The 21191-nt window shown below is 51.1% G+C and carries 17 protein-coding genes; 9 read left to right on the forward strand and 8 right to left on the reverse strand.

What is annotated here, in order from left to right:
- Positions 1–204 precede the first annotated feature (204 nt).
- A complete protein-coding gene (gene mgtA, locus MNO13_RS02645; protein ID WP_133522303.1) occupies positions 205–2916 on the forward strand; it encodes a magnesium-translocating P-type ATPase in 2712 nt (903 codons plus the stop codon).
- Between the two features lie 250 nt (positions 2917–3166).
- The gene (locus tag MNO13_RS02650; protein ID WP_241939493.1) at positions 3167–5560 is read left to right on the forward strand and encodes a beta-N-acetylhexosaminidase; all 2394 of its coding nucleotides are present in this window, start codon (positions 3167–3169) and stop codon (positions 5558–5560) included.
- Positions 5561–5600: 40 nt separating this feature from the next.
- Here MNO13_RS02650 and ridA read toward each other — a convergent pair whose 3' ends face one another.
- The 6 genes from ridA to speFL form a co-directional block, all read right to left on the reverse strand.
- A complete protein-coding gene (ridA, locus tag MNO13_RS02655; RefSeq protein ID WP_064543197.1) occupies positions 5601–5987 on the reverse strand; it encodes a 2-iminobutanoate/2-iminopropanoate deaminase in 387 nt (128 codons plus the stop codon).
- Between the two features lie 111 nt (positions 5988–6098).
- Complete coding sequence (gene pyrI, locus MNO13_RS02660) at positions 6099–6560, reverse strand: aspartate carbamoyltransferase regulatory subunit (protein WP_064543200.1); 462 nt, start codon at positions 6558–6560, stop codon at positions 6099–6101.
- A 17-nt stretch (positions 6561–6577) separates the two neighbouring features.
- Positions 6578–7510 (reverse strand): aspartate carbamoyltransferase, encoded by a 933-nt coding sequence (pyrB, locus tag MNO13_RS02665; RefSeq protein ID WP_064543203.1) that lies wholly within the window; start codon positions 7508–7510, stop codon positions 6578–6580.
- A gap of 283 nt (positions 7511–7793) precedes the next feature.
- Entirely contained in the window at positions 7794–9116 is a 1323-nt protein-coding gene (potE, locus tag MNO13_RS02670) for a putrescine-ornithine antiporter (RefSeq protein WP_064543205.1), read from the reverse strand.
- Between the two features lie 118 nt (positions 9117–9234).
- The gene (speF, locus tag MNO13_RS02675; protein WP_064543210.1) at positions 9235–11397 is read right to left on the reverse strand and encodes an ornithine decarboxylase SpeF; all 2163 of its coding nucleotides are present in this window, start codon (positions 11395–11397) and stop codon (positions 9235–9237) included.
- 325 nt (positions 11398–11722) lie between these two features.
- Positions 11723–11827, reverse strand: coding sequence for a leader peptide SpeFL (gene speFL, locus MNO13_RS02680; RefSeq protein ID WP_121814831.1), 105 nt, complete (start codon positions 11825–11827; stop codon positions 11723–11725).
- 624 nt (positions 11828–12451) lie between these two features.
- Between speFL and MNO13_RS02685 the strand changes: the two genes are divergently transcribed.
- Positions 12452–12904 (forward strand): YhcH/YjgK/YiaL family protein, encoded by a 453-nt coding sequence (locus tag MNO13_RS02685; RefSeq protein ID WP_064543212.1) that lies wholly within the window; start codon positions 12452–12454, stop codon positions 12902–12904.
- A 179-nt stretch (positions 12905–13083) separates the two neighbouring features.
- On the opposite strand, the gene argF is transcribed toward MNO13_RS02685, so the two are convergent.
- A complete protein-coding gene (gene argF, locus MNO13_RS02690; protein ID WP_064543214.1) occupies positions 13084–14088 on the reverse strand; it encodes an ornithine carbamoyltransferase in 1005 nt (334 codons plus the stop codon).
- A 164-nt stretch (positions 14089–14252) separates the two neighbouring features.
- On the opposite strand from argF, the gene rraB reads away from it, so the two are divergent.
- From rraB to uhpT, 6 genes are all read left to right on the forward strand, one after another.
- Positions 14253–14678, forward strand: a complete 426-nt coding sequence (rraB, locus tag MNO13_RS02695; RefSeq protein WP_064543216.1) for a ribonuclease E inhibitor RraB — start codon at positions 14253–14255, stop codon at positions 14676–14678.
- Between the two features lie 57 nt (positions 14679–14735).
- Positions 14736–15512 (forward strand): tRNA isopentenyl-2-thiomethyl-A-37 hydroxylase MiaE, encoded by a 777-nt coding sequence (gene miaE / locus MNO13_RS02700; protein WP_064543218.1) that lies wholly within the window; start codon positions 14736–14738, stop codon positions 15510–15512.
- A 55-nt stretch (positions 15513–15567) separates the two neighbouring features.
- Positions 15568–16158 carry a response regulator transcription factor UhpA gene (uhpA, locus tag MNO13_RS02705; RefSeq protein ID WP_121814833.1) on the forward strand — a complete coding sequence of 197 codons (591 nt, stop codon included), beginning with the start codon at positions 15568–15570 and terminating at the stop codon, positions 16156–16158.
- A complete protein-coding gene (gene uhpB / locus MNO13_RS02710) occupies positions 16158–17660 on the forward strand; it encodes a signal transduction histidine-protein kinase/phosphatase UhpB (RefSeq protein WP_232886452.1) in 1503 nt (500 codons plus the stop codon). Before uhpA ends, uhpB begins: the two co-directional genes overlap by 1 nt.
- A gap of 9 nt (positions 17661–17669) precedes the next feature.
- Positions 17670–18998, forward strand: coding sequence for an MFS transporter (gene uhpC / locus MNO13_RS02715; RefSeq protein ID WP_133522270.1), 1329 nt, complete (start codon positions 17670–17672; stop codon positions 18996–18998).
- 138 nt (positions 18999–19136) lie between these two features.
- Positions 19137–20528, forward strand: a complete 1392-nt coding sequence (uhpT, locus tag MNO13_RS02720; protein ID WP_064543227.1) for a hexose-6-phosphate:phosphate antiporter — start codon at positions 19137–19139, stop codon at positions 20526–20528.
- Between the two features lie 66 nt (positions 20529–20594).
- Here uhpT and MNO13_RS02725 read toward each other — a convergent pair whose 3' ends face one another.
- Positions 20595–21098: a GNAT family N-acetyltransferase gene (locus tag MNO13_RS02725; RefSeq protein ID WP_064543229.1), complete on the reverse strand. Its 504-nt coding sequence runs from the start codon at positions 21096–21098 to the stop codon at positions 20595–20597.
- Positions 21099–21191 lie beyond the last annotated feature (93 nt).

The following is a 21191-nucleotide window of genomic DNA, read 5'->3' on the forward strand; positions in this document are numbered from 1 at the left end:
GATCCCAGTCCAGACCCTGTAACGACAGGAATAATCCGGTAAGACTCCCTTCTTTGAAGCGACTGCCTTACCGGATTGCGTAAGGCAGAGATCTCTCAATTAATGATATCCCTGCTGATGAAAAAATTTGGCCTGCAAGGCAAGGATTAGCCGCGCCTGCACGTCACCAGGTGCCACAACACGTGGCGCCGAGGGACTACTATGCTGTTAAAAAATCTGACCCGGCAGTTGTTTGCACAACTCAGCCGCCACCTGCCTCGTCGCTTGATCCAGCGCGACCTGATGCCGGACGACAATACCATTGCACTTGCGCAAGAGGTTCCCGCTTCGCTGAGCGAATCGTGCCTGAAGTATGCGCACGCATCCGAAGAACAACTGTATCGCGATTTCCACAGCCATCCTGAAGGGCTGAATGCGCGTGAAGTTGAGAGTGCGCTCGAGCAACATGGCTCAAACCAAATCCCGGCGCAAAAGCCATCGCCATGGTGGGTGCATCTTTGGATGTGCTACCGCAACCCATTCAATATTTTGCTCACTATTCTCGGCATTGTTTCTTACTCCACCGAGGATATGTTTGCCGCAGGAGTGATTGCGCTGATGGTGGCGATCGCCACTTTGCTGAACTTCGTCCAGGAAGCGCGCTCCACCAAAGCGGCTGACACGCTCAAAGCAATGGTCAGCAATACCGCCACCGTGCTGCGCGTGGTGGATGAAACGGGGGAAAATGCGTTTATCGAAATCCCTCTCGAAAGACTGGTGCCAGGCGACATCGTTAAACTGGCTGCGGGCGACATGATCCCGGCAGATCTACGTGTTATACAGGCTCGCGATCTTTTTGTCGGCCAGGCCTCGCTGACCGGTGAATCCTTGCCGGTGGAAAAAGTGGCGGTCAGCCGCGACACGTCGCACAACAACCCGCTGGAATGCGACACGCTGTGCTTTATGGGCACCAACGTGGTGAGTGGTACGGCGCTCGCGATGATTATCGCAACGGGTGGTAACACCTGGTTTGGGCAACTGGCCGGGCGCGTGACTCAACAAGAAAGCGAGCCGAATGCGTTCCAGAAAGGCATCAGTCGCGTCAGTTGGGTGCTGATTCGCTTTATGCTGGTGATGACGCCGATCGTCTTGCTGATCAACGGTTTCACCAAAGGCGACTGGTGGGAAGCCGCACTCTTCTCGCTCTCTGTGGCAGTCGGTTTGACGCCAGAAATGCTGCCGATGATCGTTACCTCGACGCTGGCTCGCGGGGCGGTAAAACTCTCTAAACAGAAAGTGATCGTCAAACACCTCGATGCGATTCAAAACTTTGGCGCGATGGACATTCTGTGCACCGATAAAACCGGTACGCTGACGCAAGATCGCATTGTGCTGGAGTCGCACACCGATATTCTTGGTGCGACAAGCAACCACGTTCTGCATACCGCCTGGCTCAACAGCCATTACCAGACCGGGCTGAAAAACCTGCTGGATGTGGCGGTGCTGGAAGGGGTGGATGAAGAGACTGCGCGTCATGCAGCGACGCGCTGGCAAAAAGTGGATGAGATCCCGTTCGACTTTGAGCGCCGCCGCATGTCAGTGGTCGTCTCCGAACAACCGCAAGTGCATCAGCTGATCTGCAAAGGCGCCTTGCAGGAGGTTCTCAACGTCTGCTCACAAGTGCGTTACGGTGATGAGATCGTGCCGCTCAGCGAAACCTTGCTGGCACGTATTCGCCGTGTGACGGACGATCTTAACCGTCAGGGATTGCGTGTGGTGGCAGTGGCGAGCAAAGTCCTGCCTGCACGCTGTGACGATTACGGTCGTGTGGACGAATCGGATCTGATTCTCGAAGGTTACATCGCGTTCCTCGATCCACCGAAAGAAACCACGGCACCTGCGTTGAAAGCGCTGAAAGCCAGCGGCATTGCGGTGAAAATCCTCACCGGTGATAGCGAGCTGGTGGCGGCGAAAGTGTGCCGCGAAGTGGGGCTGGATGTCGGTGAGCTGGTCACTGGCAGCGACATCGAAAACATGAATGACAAAGATCTCGCGGCACTGGCGTTGCGCACCACACTATTTGCGCGCCTGACGCCAATGCACAAAGAACGTATTGTGCGCCTGTTGCGGGGCGAAGGGCATGTGGTCGGCTTTATGGGCGACGGCATTAATGACGCACCCGCATTGCGTGCGGCAGACATCGGGATTTCCGTCGATGGCGCGGTCGATATTGCGCGTGAAGCCGCAGATATCATCTTGCTGGAAAAGAGCCTGATGGTGCTGGAAGAAGGGGTGATTGAAGGGCGCAGAACCTTCGCTAACATGCTGAAATACATCAAAATGACTGCCAGTTCTAACTTTGGTAACGTGTTCAGCGTGCTGGTAGCGAGCGCCTTCCTGCCGTTCTTGCCGATGCTGCCGTTGCACTTACTGATTCAGAACCTGCTGTACGATGTGTCCCAGGTGGCGATTCCGTTCGATAACGTCGATGACGAGCAAATCCAGAAACCACAACGCTGGAACCCGGCGGATTTAGGGCGCTTTATGGTGTTCTTCGGGCCGATCAGTTCTATCTTCGATATTCTGACGTTCTGCGTAATGTGGTGGGTGTTCCAGGCAAATGTGCCGGAAGCGCAAACGCTGTTCCAGTCTGGCTGGTTCGTGGTCGGGTTACTGTCGCAAACATTGATTGTGCATATGATTCGTACCCGTCGCATTCCATTCATTCAGAGCCGTGCGGCCTGGCCGTTACTGGTAATGACGCTGGTGGTGATGGTTGTCGGGATTGGTCTGCCGTTCTCGCCACTGGCAAGCTACCTGCAACTCCAGGCGCTACCGCTGAGCTACTTCCCATGGCTGATTGCGATCCTTGCCGGATACATGACGCTGACGCAGTGCGTGAAAGGGTTCTATAGCCGCCGTTACGGCTGGCAGTAATATACCCATCATCCTTCAAGCTGCAGCGGCGTTGGCTGCAGACGCTCACCCCAGTCACTTACTCAAGTAAGCTCCTGGGGTGAGCGTCCTGGCCGCCTTGCTGCAACTCGAATGCTAATGGGTATAGTAAATATCAGCGGGATGTGATCTGCATCCCGCGTTTCCCGCCCATAATCTTGATGAATATTTCTACACGTGTTACCAGATTGTTTTTGCTTTTTTCTGGCCCGTCACTGTTAAAGGAATATTCATGTTTAAATCAATTCGTTTGAGCCTGCTGGCGGGTTGCATCGCTGCAACTTGCCAGGCTTGGGCGGCACCGGCAGGCGATTTGCCGCTGATGCCCTGGCCGCAGCAGGTCGATCGCCCTTCAGCGGAAGGGACGCTGGTTATCGATAATGCCATTTCCATAAAAATCACTGGCGACAAACTGCCTGGTGCCACCGAACGCTGGCGTCAGCGCATTTCCCGGCAAACTGGCTGGCAGCTACAACCGGCACAGACCAACCCTGCAAAACCCACCATCGACATTCAAATCAAACAAGCGGTTGCTCCACTCCCTAAACTCGACAGCGATGAAAGCTACGAATTAAGCGTTACCGCAGACGGTGTGAAACTGACGGCGAATAGCCGTTTTGGTACCTTGCGCGGCATGGAAACCTTATTACAGCTGATTCAAAACGGCCCAGAAAACACCGCCATCCCGTTTGTTGCGATTAAAGACCAGCCGCGCTTCCCGTGGCGTGGGTTGCTCCTCGACTCCGCTCGTCACTTCATGCCAGTCAACGATATTCTGCGCCAGTTGGATGGCATGGCCGCCGCGAAAATGAACGTCTTTCACTGGCATTTAACCGACGACCAGGGCTGGCGTTTTGCCTCAACCGCCTATCCAAAATTGCAGCAACTGGCCAGCGATGGGGACTTTTACACCCAGGCACAGATGAAAGAAGTGGTGCGCTATGCAACATCGCTCGGTATCCGCGTGGTGCCAGAAATGGATCTTCCAGGGCACGCTTCAGCCATTGCTGTGGCCTATCCGGAATTAATGAGCGCGCCGGGGCCGTATCAAATGGAACGCCATTGGGGCGTGTTAAAACCGCTGCTGAATCCGACCAACGAAGCCGCCTATAAATTTGTTGATACGCTGATTGGTGAGCTGACCGCAATTTTCCCGGACAGTTATCTGCACATCGGTGGTGATGAAGTTGATGACTCACAGTGGAAAGCTTCGCCAGAAATTCAGGCGTTTATGAAGCAGCATAATTTGGCCGACACCCACGCTTTGCAAACTTACTTCAACCAACGGCTGGAAAAGATCCTCGAAAAACATCATCGCCAGATGATGGGCTGGGATGAGATCTACCATCCGGATCTGCCGAAAAATATCCTGATCCAATCATGGCAAGGGCAGGACGCACTTGGTGCTGTGGCAGCCAACGGCTACAAAGGGATCTTGTCGACCGGCTTCTATGTTGATCAACCGCAGGCGACCGCTTACCACTATCGCAACGAGATCCTGCCGCAAGGGTTGAACGGTATCGACAAAATTAGCGAATCCGACAGCGCCCAAAGCTGGTTCTTCAGTATGCCGCGTCTGAAAGGCAGTGCCGTAGAAGGGAGTTTCACCCTGGTGAGTGGCCAAAGCGGGTGGCGTGGGTTTATCGATTTTAAAGGAAAGTCCCGTCGTGCGGTGCGTGATGTTGACTGGTTGAGCCCGACTCAGGTGACTTTTACCGTCGATACCTGGATGGGGGAAACCCGCCCGGTATTAACGCTTGATAAAGACAAATTGAGCGGCTATTTGCTGGTGGGCAACGTACGTTATCCGGCAACTGGCCAGAAACTGGATGATGTGCCAGACGGCATCCAGCCTGTGGTGCCAACGCCTGAACAGATGAACAATATTCTGGGTGGCGAAGCGGCGCTGTGGGCTGAAAACGTGATATCGCCATTGCTGGATATCAAGTTGTGGCCACGGACTTTTGCGGTGGCAGAGCGTTTATGGTCAACGGAAGACGTGAAAGATGTCGACAATATGTACCAGCGTATGCAGGCGATCGACGCCTGGTCGACCGTTTCTGTGGGTTTGCAGCAGCACGCAGCGGCAGCGCGGCAAATGACACGCCTGGCGGGGACGGCGGAGATTATGCCGTTGCAAATTCTGGCTCAGGCGGTTGAACCAGCGCAGTACTACACGCGCCAGCATCTGAAATTCCAGGCCGGAAACTATCATCACTTTGAGCCGCTAAACCGTTTTGCTGATGCGTTAGGTGCGCAAAGCAGCCAGGTGCGTGCGCTGGATTTGTGGGTCGATAAACTGATTGCTGACCCGGAAGATAACAACAGTGTCGATTCCCTGCGCCATACCTTTGCGCGCTGGCAAAGTAACACGCCGGATGTGCTGGAGTTGATCGACGGTAATTATCAGCTCAAGGCGCTAAAACCGGTGGCTGAAAACGTCGATAAACTGGCGGGAATAGGGCTGCGTCTGACGGATTTGGTGGCTAGACAGGGCACGCTGAGCGCTGATGAAGTTCAGGGGATTCAGAAACAGCTCGATGATGCAGCACAAACGCAAGATGAAGTGGTGATTGCGGCGGTGTATCCGTTGCAAAAATTATTGCGGGCGAGTGTGAAACCGTAATTATTTAAAAGGCCGCGTTTGCGGCCTTTTGACTGAAACGTTAGCGGCGAATCGCAATCGCTTCGATTTCAATCTTCACATCTTTAGGCAGACGAGCCACTTCCACGCAAGAACGCGCCGGGAAAGAAGCTTTATGCTCATTAAAGAAGGCTTCGTAAGTCGCATTCACGGTAGCGAAGTCGTTCAGGTCTTTAACGAAAACGGTGGTTTTCACGATATCGCCCACTTTCAGGCCAGCCGCTTCAACAATCGCCTGCACGTTTTCCAGAGACTGACGCGCTTGCGCTGCTACGTCTTCCGGTACGGTGCCAGTTTTTGGGTTCACTGGGATCTGACCTGAAGTGATAATCATGCTGCCCAGGTCTACACCCTGAACATATGGGCCGATAGCTGCAGGTGCGTTTTCGGTGCTGATAATACGAGACATATTAATTCCTTCAATAAAGTTCGTAGATGCTTGAGTCGTGGATGGCGTTTATCCATCCTACAAACAAAAAGCTCCCGTCCATTATAGGGACGAGAGCTTAAGCGGCAATGATTAATCAGCCAGCACAACGTAATGTGCGAACTCCTTCTCACAATATTTGCATTTGAGGCTGATGCTTTCGTCGCGCTTTTTCACTGCGAATGAAGAATGAACAGGTTCGCTGCGGCTGATGCAGTTGGTATTCGGGCAAACCAGCACTTTATCAATACGTGAAGGCAGGCTTGGTTTGCTTTTACCGACCACTTCATATTCATCAATACGGTTGACGGTGGCATGCGGTGCATACAGCGCAAGTTGGTTAACTTGTTCGTCCGTCAGGAAGGTATTTTCTATTTTAATCAGGTCTTTACGGCCCTGTTCGCGAGAAGGCAAGTTCAGGCCAATAGTGATGCGCTGGTCGGTTTCCGTTAACTGGAAGAGAGTCAGCAGCTTAAAGCCTACCAGGGCAGGAATATGATCGATAACCGTACCGCGTTTAATCGCTTCAACTTGTAATTTGTTGTCGTGTGTCATCTTAATCTTCCTCTCACTCAAACCAGTTCAGGTTGCAAAACTAACGCCAGCAGAGCCTGGCGGGCATAAATACCGTTGCCTGCCTGCTGGAAATACCAGGCGTGGGATGTTTTGTCGACATCAGTCGTAATTTCATCAATGCGTGGCAGCGGGTGCAGGACTTTCATGTTTTCGCGAGCATCGACCAGATCGGCCGCGCGCAGCACAAACTGTGCCTTCACGTTGGCGTATTCAGATGGGTCAAGACGCTCTTTCTGGACTCGCGTCATGTACAGAATATCCAGATCGGCGACCACATCGTCGATAGCTTCATGGCAGCTCCAGGCAATCCCTTTTTCATCCAGCATATCGAGAATGTACTTCGGCATCGCCAGCGCATTTGGTGCGATGAAGTAGAAGCGGTTACCTTCAAATTTCGCCAGTGCCTGCGCCAGAGAATGCACGGTGCGGCCATATTTCAGGTCACCGACCATCGCGATGTTCAGGTTTTCCAGACGGCCCTGCGTTTCCTGGATGGTGAACAAATCCAGCAGCGTTTGAGTTGGGTGCTGGTTGGCACCGTCACCAGCATTCAGCACCGGAATGTTGCCAGAGAATTCAGTCGCCAGGCGTGCAGCCCCTTCTTGCGGGTGCCGCATGACGATGGCGTCAACGTAAGTGCTGATCACCGAAATGGTATCGGCCAGCGTTTCGCCTTTTTTACCCAGCGACGTGTTGCTGCTGTCCGAGAACCCGACAACTGACGCGCCGAGGCGGTGCATTGCGGTTTCAAAAGAGAGGCGTGTACGCGTTGAAGCTTCAAAGAAACAACTGGCAACGACGATATGCTTTAACAGTTCCGGCTGCGGGTTGGCTTTCAGTTTTGCCGCGGTCGCGAGCACTAGTTCAAGCTCTTCACGACTGAGATCGTTTATGGAAATGATATGTTTTTGATATAGGGGGTTAGCCATGGTTATCTCCTGCTCTCGGGCGTCGGGCAAAAAAAAGGCCCCTCAACGAGGGGCCTTTGGAATTGATTGAAGCAACGGAAAGAAAAACAGATTCGCGCCGTCTTTTAGACGACGTGGTGTGGCAATTTTTTGAACACACTTGACCATGCTTCCTCCCGGCAAATTGTGGCGCATTATACGCGTGTAAGGGGACACTTCAAGCGATTAATTCACATATTTTAGCTATTCGCAATCGGTTGCTGTGGATACTTACCCGCTATAAATGCGCCAGTGATTTGTTCAATCACACACCGGTTTTACGCAGTTCAAAACGCGGAGAGATAAGGCCATATAGTGTCCAGCCGAGGAAAGTCACGATGGCACCATACATCATCGCTTCTTCACCGGAAGAATACAGAGCGTAGAAGCTATACATCGCGCCAATGAATGCGAAGATGTTGGCAAGACGCGCTTTACTCGGTTCCACTTTCGCCACTTTCTGGATAATGACCAACGCCGCCATCGACAGGATGTAAGGGATAATATTGGTCACGACGGCCAGGTTAACCAGCACGTTGAACTGTTTGTTCAGCGATGGGCTGATGGTCATCAAAGACAACACTGACTGGATGATAACGATAACGATCATCCCTTTCACTGGTGCTTCTGCTTTGGTTAATTTAGAGAAAACTTTCGGGAAATAACCTTCGTCAGCAGAAGATTTGAATACTTGAGCGATAGTGAACTGCCAGCCCAACAGTGAACCTACGCAGGACATAATCATCAATGCCATGATGATTTTACCGACGCCAGGGGTAAACATCTGAGCAAAGGCTAAACCAAACGGAGCGGTTGAGTTTGCCAAATCCATGTTTGGCACAATACCGGCGATCACGTTAGTCGAAATAATGTAGATAACCGCAGCGCCCAGCGTCCCGCCTAATACGGCGATAGGTACGTTACGCTCTGGGTTTTCAACAACATCGGTGTTTGCACAGGCAGATTCTAAACCCAAGAAGGCCCACAGCGTCATGGCGATAGAAGAACCGATGGCTTCAAAAACAGGAAGATGATGCGGGTTCCAGGAGGCCACATACATTGATGGACTGAACCAGAACCAACCAATGATTGAGATGCCCAGTACAGGAATAATTACGCCCCAAACGGTCACGCCACTAATACGCCCGGTAATGCGTGCACCGCCAAAGTTTGCAACTGTCGCCAGCCACAACACCCCGATGGTTGCAATACAAATTCCGATTGGCGATAACGTGGCATCCAATAATTCGGTGCCGTAACCCACTGCAGAAATCGCAATCGCGACGTTGGCAATGAGTAATGAAACCCCGTAAGTGTAGTTCGCCATGAAGTTACCAGATTTGCCAAAGGCATATTCTGCGTAACCGCCCATGCCACCTGATTTGCGGCTGAACATCCCACATTTAGCGAAGGCGTAAGCCAGGGCCATCGAGCCCAATGCCGTCACTAACCATGAAACGATTGAAAGTGTGCCCACTTCCGCTAATTTGGTCGGCAACATGATGATCCCTGATCCCATCATGTTAACTGCTGTCAAAATTGTGAGCTGAACGACGCCCATTTTGTTGCTGCCCTTAGACGTACTCATAATCTGTTCCTTTAATAAACTTGAGTTGTGAAGAACCGAAAAATCACGGTTCTTCACTGTTTCTTTTTATGGGAAAATCAGTTTTTGCCAGTAACGCTGACGCCTGCTGATTTCAGATTTATTGTTTAATAACATAGCCATAAGCGCGTTTTTTACGGTCATCATCCAGTTTGATATAGACACCCTGTAATTCAGGAGCAAAGCCTGGTAACAGATTGATCCCTTCTTCCAGCGCCAGGAAATAACGCTGCACAGAACCGCCCCAGATTTCGCCTGGAACCACACATAAAACACCTGGAGGATATGGCAGAGCACCTTCAGCAGCGATGCGGCCTTCAACCTGAGATAACGCCACTAATTCAACGTTACCGCGCACAAACTCAATGTTTGCCTGTTGAGGATTCATCACGACTTTCGGGAAGTGGTCTTTACGGAACATCTCTTTTTGCAGCTGTTTGACGTTATGGCTGACGTACAAATCGTGCATTTCCTGGCACAACTGACGGATGGTGTAGCCCTGATAGCGTTCTTCGTAGGTTTTATAGATTGATGGCAGAACTTCAGATAACGGCGCATCTTCTTCAATCAGGCGCTCAAAACGGGAAATTTGAGCAACAAGATGCTGCATTTTTGCCATGTCTTCGGCAGGTGTCATCAGGAACAGAATGGAGTTGAGGTCGCATTTCTCCGGGACAATGCCGTTCTCGCGCAGGAAGTTGGCGAGGATAGTCGCTGGTACGCCGAAGCTATCGTATTCACCGGTCTGAACGTTGATACCCGGAGTGGTCAGCATCAGTTTGCATGGGTCAACGAAGTATTGGTGCTCGGCGTAGTTATCAAATGAGTGCCAGCGTTCGCCTGGGATGAAGTTAAAGAAGCGCAGGTCGTTTGCCATGGTTTCGGTATCAAACTCTTCCCACTTACGGCCATCAATAGTTTCTGGTACGAACGGACGAATATGTTTGCAGAGTTTTAACAGCAGCTTGCGGGTCTCAATCCCGACTTTTACGCAGTCCATCCACATACGTTTACCGCTTTCGCCTTCATGCATTTTGGCGTTAACGTCAAGGGCGGCAAACAGCGGATAGAACGGGCTGGTGGAAGCGTGCATCATAAACGCATTGTTCATACGCTTATGATTGACATAGCGATCTTGCCCTTTGATATGCTTGTCTTTTTTATGAATTTGCGAAGTCTGAGAGAAGCCAGCTTGCTGTTTATGTACGGATTGTGTGACCAGAATGCCTGGGTCATTTTCATTTAATTCAAGCAGCAGAGGTGAACAGTCGTTCATCATCGGAATGAATTGCTCATAACCTACCCATGCAGAATCAAACAGGATGTAGTCACACAGATGACCAATCTTATCAACGACCTGGCGTGCGTTATAAATAGTGCCGTCGTAAGTGCCCAACTGGATAACGGCCAGGCGGAATGGACGTTTCTCAGCACCTCGATTTGGTGCAACTTCACGCACTAAATCACGGAGATATTTCTCTTCAAAACAGTGAGCATCAATACCACCGATAAATCCGAACGGGTTACGAGCTGTTTCCAGATAAACTGGTGTAGCGCCCGCCTGAATCAATGCACCATGGTGGTTGGATTTATGGTTATTACGGTCAAATAACACCAGATCGCCCGGTGCCAGTAATGCGTTCAACACCACTTTGTTAGAAGAAGAAGTCCCGTTTAAGACAAAGTAGGTTTTATCAGCGTTAAACACTTTCGCTGCGTGCATCTGTGCAGTACACGGAGCGCCTTCATGGATCAGTAAATCACCCATGGAGACGTCAGCATTACAAAGGTCAGAGCGGAAAAGCGTTTCACCAAAGTAATCAAAGAATTGGCGTCCAGCCGGGTGACGGCGGAAGAATTGGCCGCCCTGGTGTCCCGGGCAGTCGAAGGCAGCATTACCCTGCTGCACATATTCCACCAGGCTGCCAAAGAACGGTGGTAGCACTTCTTTTTCATATTTAACCGCTGCGGCTTCCAGCTGTTTGCCATAGAAATCCACATTTCCATCGCACAGTTCAAACACGCCAGTAACGCGAGGTAGCACTTCGGCTGGTAACTCTTCTTCGCAGCAAACGGCGACAAAGATTGGAATACCAAAACCCGTCTGTTCAATGGTATCTAACATACCTGATGTTGCATCTTTTACGGAAATGACGGCGGCCGACACATCAGTAAAATTAGTATTTGTTATCTCGACGATTTCACGTTCGGTACTAAAGCATTCAGTCGCGCTGGTATTAACTGCTATTTTTAATTTTTCCATTTTGACTTTGTTCTCTTGTATTTTGAATAATTGAAATTTTGGTATGACATGGTCGTCAGATATTCCCCACAGGGAATCCGATGTTTATTATTTTTTTAAAGACAATAACTACCCGCAATAATTCTTATTATTGAATTACTGATATGAGTCGATATATGTCAGGTGATTGATTCACCGGATTGGCTAAAAGCTAATTTGGATAGTCAAATGCCATACGCAAAACGAAAGATAATAGTAGCTATATTCAACAGCTTACTTTATTTATCAGTGTTTAGAGACAAGCAGGCACGAGTATCCACAAAAGCAGATGCCGTGGGGGAGGGGTTTACTTAGAGTTGAAAAGATGAAAATCAAAACAGCTACGGTGTATTAGCATCATAATATGCGTAACACGTCGTATGTGTGGCATGGATTTATTATTGTTTTCCATTTCTCTATTTCCTTATATGGTGGGAAATCGAGGTCATTGTAATCATGAGAAGAGATAAAACTGTGACATTTGTCACTAATGGTTTTAGTGTTAAAAATAAAACAATGTTTTTATTTAAGTCAAATGAATAAAATATCGTTTATCAGGGTTGCTGAAATGTGAAGTTATTATTATGCGAGGGGTGAGTATTAAATAAATAGCCACGAAGCATCAGGAACATTCGCACCCATTATTGAAAATGAACCCCGTAAAGCATCATGGGTGATAACAAGATGAAACCTTAATGTTAATCGTTTGTCGCAATGGTAGATTTTCATGATCTACATAATGATTCATTTTTTATATCTGTTTTCGCATATTTATTCACTCAAATTATCTAAGCAATAAATGCTGTGTAGTTTGAATTTTATGAAGCATATCTCTGCATGTTGATCGTTTAAAGACTTTTATCTGCTGTTTTTTTCTGTTTACGGTGTCTGGCACCCGCGCTTAAAAAGGTCAAAAACGGTGTAAGTAGAATTTTTTAAGATGCAGCACAGGTTTTCATAAAAAACTCGTAGCGGTAGAAGATGAATGCTCGTATAAATACCATAATAAAACATCGTTTCAAAAAAGGTATCGAACATGATTATTGGCAACATTCATTCTTTGCAATCCTGGCTGCCGGAAGAACTGCGTCAGGCAATTGAACACGTGAAACAACACATCACTCCAGAAACACCACTTGGTAAACATGACATCGACGGTAACCGCCTGTTTATGCTGGTTTCTGAAGATTCCACACAACCAATCGAAGACCGCCCTGCGGAATTTCACCAGCGCTATCTGGATATCCAGATTGTGATGAAGGGTCAGGAAGGGATGACGTTTAGCTGTCAGCCTGCGGGCGCGCCTGAGACTGACTTGTTGGCGGAAAAAGACATCGCGTTCCTGCCAGAAGGTGTGCAGGAAAAAACCATTATCATGAATGAAGGGGATTTCGTGGTGTTCTACCCAGGCGAAGTTCACAAACCACTGTGCGCGGTGGGCAAACCCGCGCCGGTGCGTAAAGTTGTGGTGAAGATGTTGGTAGGATAAGGGAATTTTCACCCTCACCCTGGCCCTCTCCCTGAGGGAGAGGGGACTAGCTTTCTCCCTCGTCCCTTTGGGGAGAGGGGACTAGCTCGGAGTCGATTGTTTTCTGCCTCGCCCCTTTGGGGAGAGGGGACTGGCTTTCTCCCTCGCCCCTTTGGGGAGAGGGCCGGGGTGAGGGGATGTTACTTAACCAGCGTCGCCACCATCACCGCTTTAATGGTGTGCATGCGGTTTTCAGCCTGAGAGAACACCACGCTGTTTGGCGATTCAAACACTTCATCCGTCACTTCCATGCCACCGTGCAGACCATATTGTTCCGCCATTTGTTTACCCAGTGTCGTTTGGTCGTCGTGGAATGCAGGCAGGCAATGCAGGAATTTCACCTCAGGATTGCCAGTCAGCGCCAGCATTGCGCTATTGACCTGATAATCCCGTAACAGGCTGATACGCTCAGCCCACTTCTCTTTAGCCTCGCCCATCGACACCCATACATCGGTATAAATGAAATCGGCCCCTTTCACGCCTGCGGCAATATCTTCTGTCAGCGTGATATTCCCACCGTTGTGAGCCGCCAGAGCCTGGCATTCTGTCACCAGTTTTTCATCCGGCCAGCATGCTTTTGGAGCCACCAGGCGCAAATTCAGCCCGGTCAACGCGGCAGCTTCCAGCATCGAATTACCCATGTTATTACGCGCATCACCTGCATAAACCAGCGTCATCTGTTGGAAGGTCTTACCGGGCATTTGCTCCTGCATAGTCAGCAAATCTGCCAATAATTGCGTTGGGTGAAATTCGTTAGTCAGCCCGTTCCAAACCGGCACACCGGCATACTGCGCCAGCGTTTCAACGATTTCCTGGCCATACCCGCGATACTGAATGCCATCGTACATCCGGCCTAATACGCGAGCCGTATCTTTAATTGATTCTTTATGCCCAATTTGGCTGCCGCTTGAGCCGAGCCAGGTGACTCGCGCGCCCTGGTCAAATGCGGCAACTTCGAAAGAGCACCTCGTACGAGTCGAGTCTTTTTCGAAGATGAGCGCAATATTTTTTCCAGTAAGATGCTGAACTTCAGTGCCTTTTTTCTTGTCACTTTTCAGTTTGGCAGACAGGGCAAGCAATTCTTGAAGTTGTGCAGGGGTGAAATCCAGTAATTTTAGAAAATGTTTTTGATAGAAATGACTCATATTTTCCTCTCATGGCACAAGCCAGTAATTGAATACAAATTCAATTTATATGTATGAATATTCATTTGCAACCCCGAAAGTAAAATCTTTAGCGGGAAAGGTGGAGGCAAACTCAGCCGTGTGTGAAAATAGAAGTATCTGCCGACAAAATTGAGGAAAGGGCCATGGCAAATCCAGAACTGCTGGAAGAGCAACGCGAAGAGACGCGTTTGATTATTGAAGAATTACTGGAAGACGGCAGCGATCCTGACGCGCTGTACACAATCGAGCATCACCTTTCCGCAGACGATTTCGAAACTCTTGAAAAAGCCGCTGTTGAGGCATTCAAAATGGGTTACGAAGTGACTGACCCTGAAGAGCTGGAAGTGGAAGAGGGTGACACCGTTATCTGCTGCGATGTGCTGAGCGAATGTGCGCTGAAAGCTGAACTGCTGGATGAGCAAGTTGAACAACTGCTAAACCTCGCCGAGAAATTCGGTGTGGATTATGACGGCTGGGGCACTTACTTCGAAGACCCGAACGGCGAAGAGGGTGAAGAAGGCGATGACGAAGATTTATTAGACGAAGATGACGACGGCGTACGCCACTAATCTCTTCAGTGCAGCGGCGTAATGCCGCTGCACATCAAGGAAAGACAATAATCCAATATGAACTACCCGCAACTCCTCTCCCCGGTACTCAATTTCCTGCATTGCCCAACGCCTGACGCCTGGATTGAAAAAGCCCGGCAGCCTGAGTATTTACCTCTGTTGCTCACCGACCATCTGGTATGCGAACTCAAAGCGGCGCAAACCGCCATGTTCCTGATTCGTAAATATGTCGCCGATAAGAGTAGCGCGCAGGTTTTACTTGATTGGCTAAAACCTTACGAAGATTTCACTTTCCGTGAAGGCAAAGAACCTGATTTTGTCGCGCTGCATAAAAGCCTGAGTAAAAGCGTGATGCCAAAAACGCAAAACGCCTGGGGTCAGCAACTCATCGACAGCATGGTTTTGTTGATTAAAGAAGAGCTGCACCACTTCTTTCAGGTGCGCGAGATCATGCTCGCTCGCAATATTCCCTACGTTAAAATCACGGCCAGCCGTTATGCCAAAGGCTTACTGAGCGAAACACGTACCCATGAGCCAGTGATGCTGGTGGATAAATTGATTTGTGGGGCGTATATAGAGGCGCGATCTTGTGAACGCTTTGCTGCACTGGCGCCCCATCTGGATGATGAGCTACAGAAATTCTATTTGTCGCTGCTGCGTTCAGAAGCCCGGCATTATCAGGATTATTTAGCGTTAGCTGAAAAGATTGCTGGTGGGGATATTCGTGAACGAGTGCGTTTCTTTGGTGATATAGAAGCAGCTTTAATTAGCAGCCCGGATAACGAATTTCGGTTTCATAGTGGTGTGCCTGGCGGTCAATCGCTTAAGGCTTGAACAGCAACACGCTTATCGCTAAGGTAAGCGCGTTTTTACCTTCCTGGAAAGTATCATGACAACCATCGCCCTTATTGACGACCACCTCATCGTCCGCTCCGGCTTTGCGCAGCTATTGGGGCTGGAGCCGGACTTTCAGATTGTGGTTGAGTTCGGCTCCGGGCGCGAAGCGCTGGCTGGGCTGCCGGGCCGCGGTGTGCAGGTGTGTATTTGTGACATCTCGATGCCGGATATTTCCGGGCTGGAACTGCTCGGCCAACTGCCAAAAGGAATGGCGACCATTATGCTGTCGGTGCACGACAGTCCGGCTTTGGTGGAGCAGGCTTTAAACGCAGGCGCACGTGGTTTCCTGTCTAAACGCTGTAGCCCGGATGAGTTGATTGCCGCCGTCCGTACGGTGGCGACAGGTGGCTGCTATCTGACGCCGGACATCGCCATCAAACTGGCGGCCGGACGGCAGGATCCGTTAACCAAACGCGAGCGTCAGGTAGCCGAAAAGCTAGCCCAGGGCATGGCGGTCAAAGAGATCGCCACTGAGCTTGGACTATCGCCAAAGACGGTTCACGTCCATCGTGCCAATCTGATGGAAAAACTCGGCGTCAGTAACGACGTTGGGTTGGCTCACCACCTGTTTGATGGATGGTGATGCAACCCTTTTTCTCCCGGTTTATTTCCGTCGTCGCCAGCTTTTTTATCTTCACGGCCAGCTGGTTTTGCCTGTGGAGTATCAGCCTGCATTTGGTGGAACGGCCCGATCTGGCAGTATTGCTATTTCCCTTTGGGCTGCGTTTGGGCCTGATGCTGCAGTGTCCACGTGGTTACTGGCCCGTGTTGCTCGGCGCGGAATGGGTGATGCTTGGCTGGCTGGCGCAGGAAGTGGCTCTGACGCATGTTCCGTTGCTAATGATTGGCGGTGTGCTAACCGTCCTGCCAGTCGCGCTGATTTCCCGCTACCGCCATCAGCGTGACTGGCGCACTTTACTCCGTCAGGGCGGGGCGCTGATTGCCGCCGCACTGTTGCAGTCACTGCCGTGGATCGGGCAAGGGCAGGCGACGTTGAACGCGTTGCTGATCACACTGACCGGCGGGCTAACTCTGGCCCCAACCTGCCTTGTCATCTGGCACTACCTCACCAGTACCGTCTGGCAGCCGCTGGGACCTGGATTGGTTTCACAACCAGTAAACTGGCGTGCCCGCCACCTTATCTGGTACCTGTTACTGTTTGTGCTCAGCTTGTGGTTACAGCTCGGGCTACCTGACGAACTTGCTCGCTTTACGCCGTTCTGCCTTGCGTTGCCGATTATCGCCCTTGCCTGGCACTACGGCTGGCAGGGCGCGCTGATCGCGACGTTGATGAATGCCATCGCGTTAATCGCCAGCCAGACCTGGCACGATCATCCTGTGGATTTACTCCTCTCGCTGCTGGCTCAAAGCCTGACCGGACTTCTGCTGGGGGCGGGGATCCAGCGCCTGCGTGAGCTTAATCAGTCCCTGCAAACCGAACTGGTGCGTAACCGTCGCCTTGCTGAACGCTTGCTGGAAACCGAAGAGAGTGTGCGGCGCGACGTGGCTCGTGAGCTACATGACGACATCGGCCAGACCATTACCGCAATTCGTACCCAGGCGGGTATTGTGCAGCGACTGGCGCAGGGCAATGACGGGGTCAAGATGGGGGGATTGCACATCGAACAGTTATCCCTTGGGATTTATGATTCGGTACGCCGTCTGCTGGGAAGACTGCGTCCACGCCAGTTGGATGATTTATCTCTGGAGCAGGCAATTCGCTCGTTGATGCGTGAAATGGAGCTGGAAAGTCGGGGCATCATCAGCCATCTCGACTGGCAAATTGACGAACCGCTGCTGAGCGAAAGCCAACGAGTGACACTGTTCCGCGTTTGCCAGGAAGGGTTAAACAACATTGTGAAGCACGCTAGCGCTAGCGCGGTAACGATTCAAGGCTGGCAGCAAGATGAGCGGCTGATGCTGGTGATTGAAGATGACGGCAGCGGCCTGCCTACCGAATCCGGGCAGCAAGGCTTCGGCCTGACGGGCATGTGCGAACGTGTGACAGCGCTCGGTGGAACTCTCAATATTTCCTGCACTTACGGCACTCGCGTAAGCGTAAATTTGCCATTGCGATACACCTAAGGACTGACGATGCTCACTTTTCTGAAAGTCCCCCCGGCGGCTACGCCTGTCAGCGGTAAAGCCGAAATTGACGAGCGCTATCGCTACTGGCGTCGGCACATTCTGGTCACTATTTGGTTGGGTTATGCACTGTTTTACTTCACCCGTAAAAGCTTTAACGCCGCGGCACCGGAAATCCTCGCCAGCGGCGTGATGACGCGTACCGATATCGGCCTGCTGGCGACGTTGTTTTACATAACTTACGGGCTGTCGAAATTTGTATCCGGCATCGTCAGTGACCGATCCAACGCTCGTTATTTCATGGGAACAGGGTTAATCGCAACAGGTATTGTTAACATCCTTTTCGGTTTCTCGACCTCCCTTTGGGCATTTGCCTTGCTGTGGGTATTGAATGCGTTTTTCCAGGGCTGGGGCTCGCCGGTGTGCGCGCGATTGCTAACGGCATGGTACTCACGCACTGAACGCGGTGGCTGGTGGGCGGTATGGAATACTGCGCATAATGTCGGTGGGGCTCTAATCCCGATGGTGGTTGGGGCTGCAACACTGCATTACGGTTGGCGGGTGGGGATGATGATCGCCGGTTCGCTGGCTATTCTTGCTGGGCTATTTCTCTGTTGGCGTCTGCGAGATCGCCCGCAAACCGTTGGCTTGCCACCGATAGGTGACTGGCGGCATGACGAACTGGAAATCGCCCAACAGCAGGAAGGAACAGGGCTGACGCGCCGGGAAATCCTCTACAAATACGTTCTGGGGAATCCCTATATCTGGCTGCTGTCACTGTGTTATGTGCTGGTCTACGTGGTACGGGCGGCGATTAACGACTGGGGTAACCTCTACATGTCAGAGACTCTGGGCGTGGACTTGGTTACCGCCAACTCAGCGGTAACGATGTTTGAGTTGGGTGGGTTTATCGGCGCACTGGTGGCAGGGTGGGGATCGGACAAACTTTTCAACGGCAACCGCGGGCCAATGAATCTGATATTTGCCGCCGGAATTTTGCTTTCAGTAGGCTCGTTGTGGCTGATGCCATTTGCCAGCTACGTCATGCAGGCGGCCTGCTTCTTCACCACTGGTTTCTTTGTGTTTGGCCCGCAGATGCTTATCGGTATGGCGGCGGCGGAGTGCTCCCACAAAGAGGCCGCGGGGGCCGCTACCGGTTTCGTGGGCTTGTTCGCCTATCTCGGGGCATCGCTCTCTGGATGGCCGCTGGCGAGGGTTATCGACATTTGGCACTGGAACGGTTTCTTCGCCGTAATCGCCATCGCCGCGGGGATCTCTGCACTGCTGTTGCTGCCATTTCTTAACGCCCAGTCCCCACGCACCTGCAGCGAAGCGTGATGCATCTCACCTTTTTACCTCGAATGGCGCAAAACTAAGAAATTTTCCAGGTTTCCCCTGGAAGCCATCTCAGGCCAAAGCTGCTGCTGATTTTTACAATACCTGCTATCACGCAGGTTTTTAAATCAGGAGTAATCCATGCTGGCCTTATTAAACCAGGTGCGCAAGCCGACCCTGGATCTGCCGCTCGATGTACGGCGCAAGATGTGGTTCAAACCGTTCATGCAGTCTTATCTGGTAGTTTTTATTGGCTACCTGACCATGTACCTGATCCGTAAGAACTTCAATATTGCGCAGAATGACATGATCTCGACCTACGGGCTGAGCATGACGCAATTGGGGATGATCGGCCTGGGCTTTTCCATCACCTACGGCGTGGGCAAAACCCTGGTTTCCTACTATGCAGATGGTAAAAACACTAAGCAGTTCCTGCCGTTTATGCTGATCCTCTCCGCAATCTGTATGTTAGGTTTTAGCGCCAGTATGGGAGCGGGTTCTGTCAGCCTGTTTATGATGATTGCCTTCTACGCCCTGAGCGGCTTCTTCCAGAGCGCGGGTGGTTCGTGCAGCTATTCCACCATTACCAAATGGACGCCTCGCCGTAAGCGTGGAACCTATCTGGGGCTGTGGAATATCTCCCATAATCTGGGTGGCGCTGGTGCGGCGGGTGTGGCGCTGTTTGGCGCGAACGTTCTGTTCGACGGTCACGTGATTGGCATGTTTATCTTCCCGTCCATCATCGCGTTGGTTGTTGGCTTCATTGGCCTGCGATATGGCAGCGACTCCCCTGAATCTTACGGCTTGGGTAAAGCTGAAGAGCTGTTCAGCGAAGAACTCAGCGAAGAAGATAAAGTGACCGAAGATGAGTCGATGACCAAATGGCAGATCTTCGTTGAATACGTGTTAAAGAACAAAGTTATCTGGTTGCTATGCTTTTCCAACATCTTCCTCTACGTGGTGCGCATTGGCATCGATCAGTGGTCTACGGTTTACGCCTTCCAGGAGCTGAAGCTCTCTAAAGAAGTAGCGATTCAGGGCTTTACTCTGTTTGAAGTGGGGGCGTTGGTCGGCACATTGCTGTGGGGCTGGCTGTCGGATCTGGCGAATGGTCGCCGTGCGCTGGTCGCCTGTGTCGCACTGGCATTAATTATCGCTACCCTCGGCGTTTATCAGCACGCCAGCAACCAGTATGTCTACCTGACATCACTGTTCGCGCTGGGCTTTCTGGTGTTTGGCCCGCAGTTGCTGATTGGTGTAGCGGCGGTCGGTTTCGTTCCGAAAAAAGCCATCGGCGCGGCCGACGGAATTAAAGGAACCTTTGCTTATCTTATCGGTGACAGTTTCGCTAAATTGGGGCTGGGGATGATTGCCGATGGTACGCCAATCTTTGGCCTGACCGGCTGGGCAGGGACTTTCGCTGCACTGGATGCTGCTGCTATTGGCTGCATTGTACTGATGGCGATGGTCGCGATAATGGAAGAACGCAAAATCCGCCGCGATAAACGCATTCAGCGTTTAGCTACCCAGTAATAGTTGACAGTAATAGTTGAAGGGTTTGCTGGATCTAATGGATTCAGTAAACCCGTTTTCGAAGGGTTACAGAGACTTAATCATCCGCACTTCGCAATCCACGTGTCCGGTACAGCCAAGTGGTTCAGAAATATGTTCAAAGCCCAGGCGCTCATACAGTGCAATCGCTTCGGTCAGAAACGCAGTGGTTTCCAGATAGCAGCGTTTAAAACCCTCTTCGCGGGCGAAATCCATCGCCTGTAACGCCAGACGTTTTGCCAGACCTTTGCCACGAACCACCGGCAGGAAATACATCTTCTGCAATTCACAAATATCCGGCTCGCTACACGTTAAAGGTGCGACACCTCCGCCACCGACCACTTTGCCATCCATTTCTACAATCCAGAAAGCATGCCCAGGTTGGCTATAAACCTGAAATAGCTCGTCCAGATTGGGATCGGCCACCGTGTAGCCTTTATCGGCAGTTAAACCATATTCAGCAGAGACTTCACGGATAACACGGGCAATAGCCGCATTATCGTGGGGGGTTATCCGGCGCAGAGCGATTTCAACCGGAGCTTCGATATTCATAAATTAGCTCGTGATTTATTAAAGAATATTCCGATTTAATAGCACTCCCCTCAGGAGGGTGCAAGCGTATAAAAAAGGCCGAGAAATTTCCCC

The organism is Buttiauxella ferragutiae (assembly GCF_022637515.1).
Taxonomy (GTDB): domain Bacteria; phylum Pseudomonadota; class Gammaproteobacteria; order Enterobacterales; family Enterobacteriaceae; genus Buttiauxella; species Buttiauxella ferragutiae.

Coding starts and splice junctions, on each gene's coding strand:
- MNO13_RS02650 (WP_241939493.1), top strand. CDS start 3,167: ATGTTTAAATCAATTCGTTTGAGCCTGCTGGCGGGTTGCATCGCTGCA.
- ridA (WP_064543197.1), bottom strand. CDS start 5,987: ATGTCTCGTATTATCAGCACCGAAAACGCACCTGCAGCTATCGGCCCA.
- pyrI (WP_064543200.1), bottom strand. CDS start 6,560: ATGACACACGACAACAAATTACAAGTTGAAGCGATTAAACGCGGTACG.
- pyrB (WP_064543203.1), bottom strand. CDS start 7,510: ATGGCTAACCCCCTATATCAAAAACATATCATTTCCATAAACGATCTC.
- potE (WP_064543205.1), bottom strand. CDS start 9,116: ATGAGTACGTCTAAGGGCAGCAACAAAATGGGCGTCGTTCAGCTCACA.
- speF (WP_064543210.1), bottom strand. CDS start 11,397: ATGGAAAAATTAAAAATAGCAGTTAATACCAGCGCGACTGAATGCTTT.
- speFL (WP_121814831.1), bottom strand. CDS start 11,827: ATGGAAAACAATAATAAATCCATGCCACACATACGACGTGTTACGCAT.
- MNO13_RS02685 (WP_064543212.1), top strand. CDS start 12,452: ATGATTATTGGCAACATTCATTCTTTGCAATCCTGGCTGCCGGAAGAA.
- argF (WP_064543214.1), bottom strand. CDS start 14,088: ATGAGTCATTTCTATCAAAAACATTTTCTAAAATTACTGGATTTCACC.
- rraB (WP_064543216.1), top strand. CDS start 14,253: ATGGCAAATCCAGAACTGCTGGAAGAGCAACGCGAAGAGACGCGTTTG.
- miaE (WP_064543218.1), top strand. CDS start 14,736: ATGAACTACCCGCAACTCCTCTCCCCGGTACTCAATTTCCTGCATTGC.
- uhpA (WP_121814833.1), top strand. CDS start 15,568: ATGACAACCATCGCCCTTATTGACGACCACCTCATCGTCCGCTCCGGC.
- uhpB (WP_232886452.1), top strand. CDS start 16,158: ATGCAACCCTTTTTCTCCCGGTTTATTTCCGTCGTCGCCAGCTTTTTT.
- uhpC (WP_133522270.1), top strand. CDS start 17,670: ATGCTCACTTTTCTGAAAGTCCCCCCGGCGGCTACGCCTGTCAGCGGT.
- uhpT (WP_064543227.1), top strand. CDS start 19,137: ATGCTGGCCTTATTAAACCAGGTGCGCAAGCCGACCCTGGATCTGCCG.
- MNO13_RS02725 (WP_064543229.1), bottom strand. CDS start 21,098: ATGAATATCGAAGCTCCGGTTGAAATCGCTCTGCGCCGGATAACCCCC.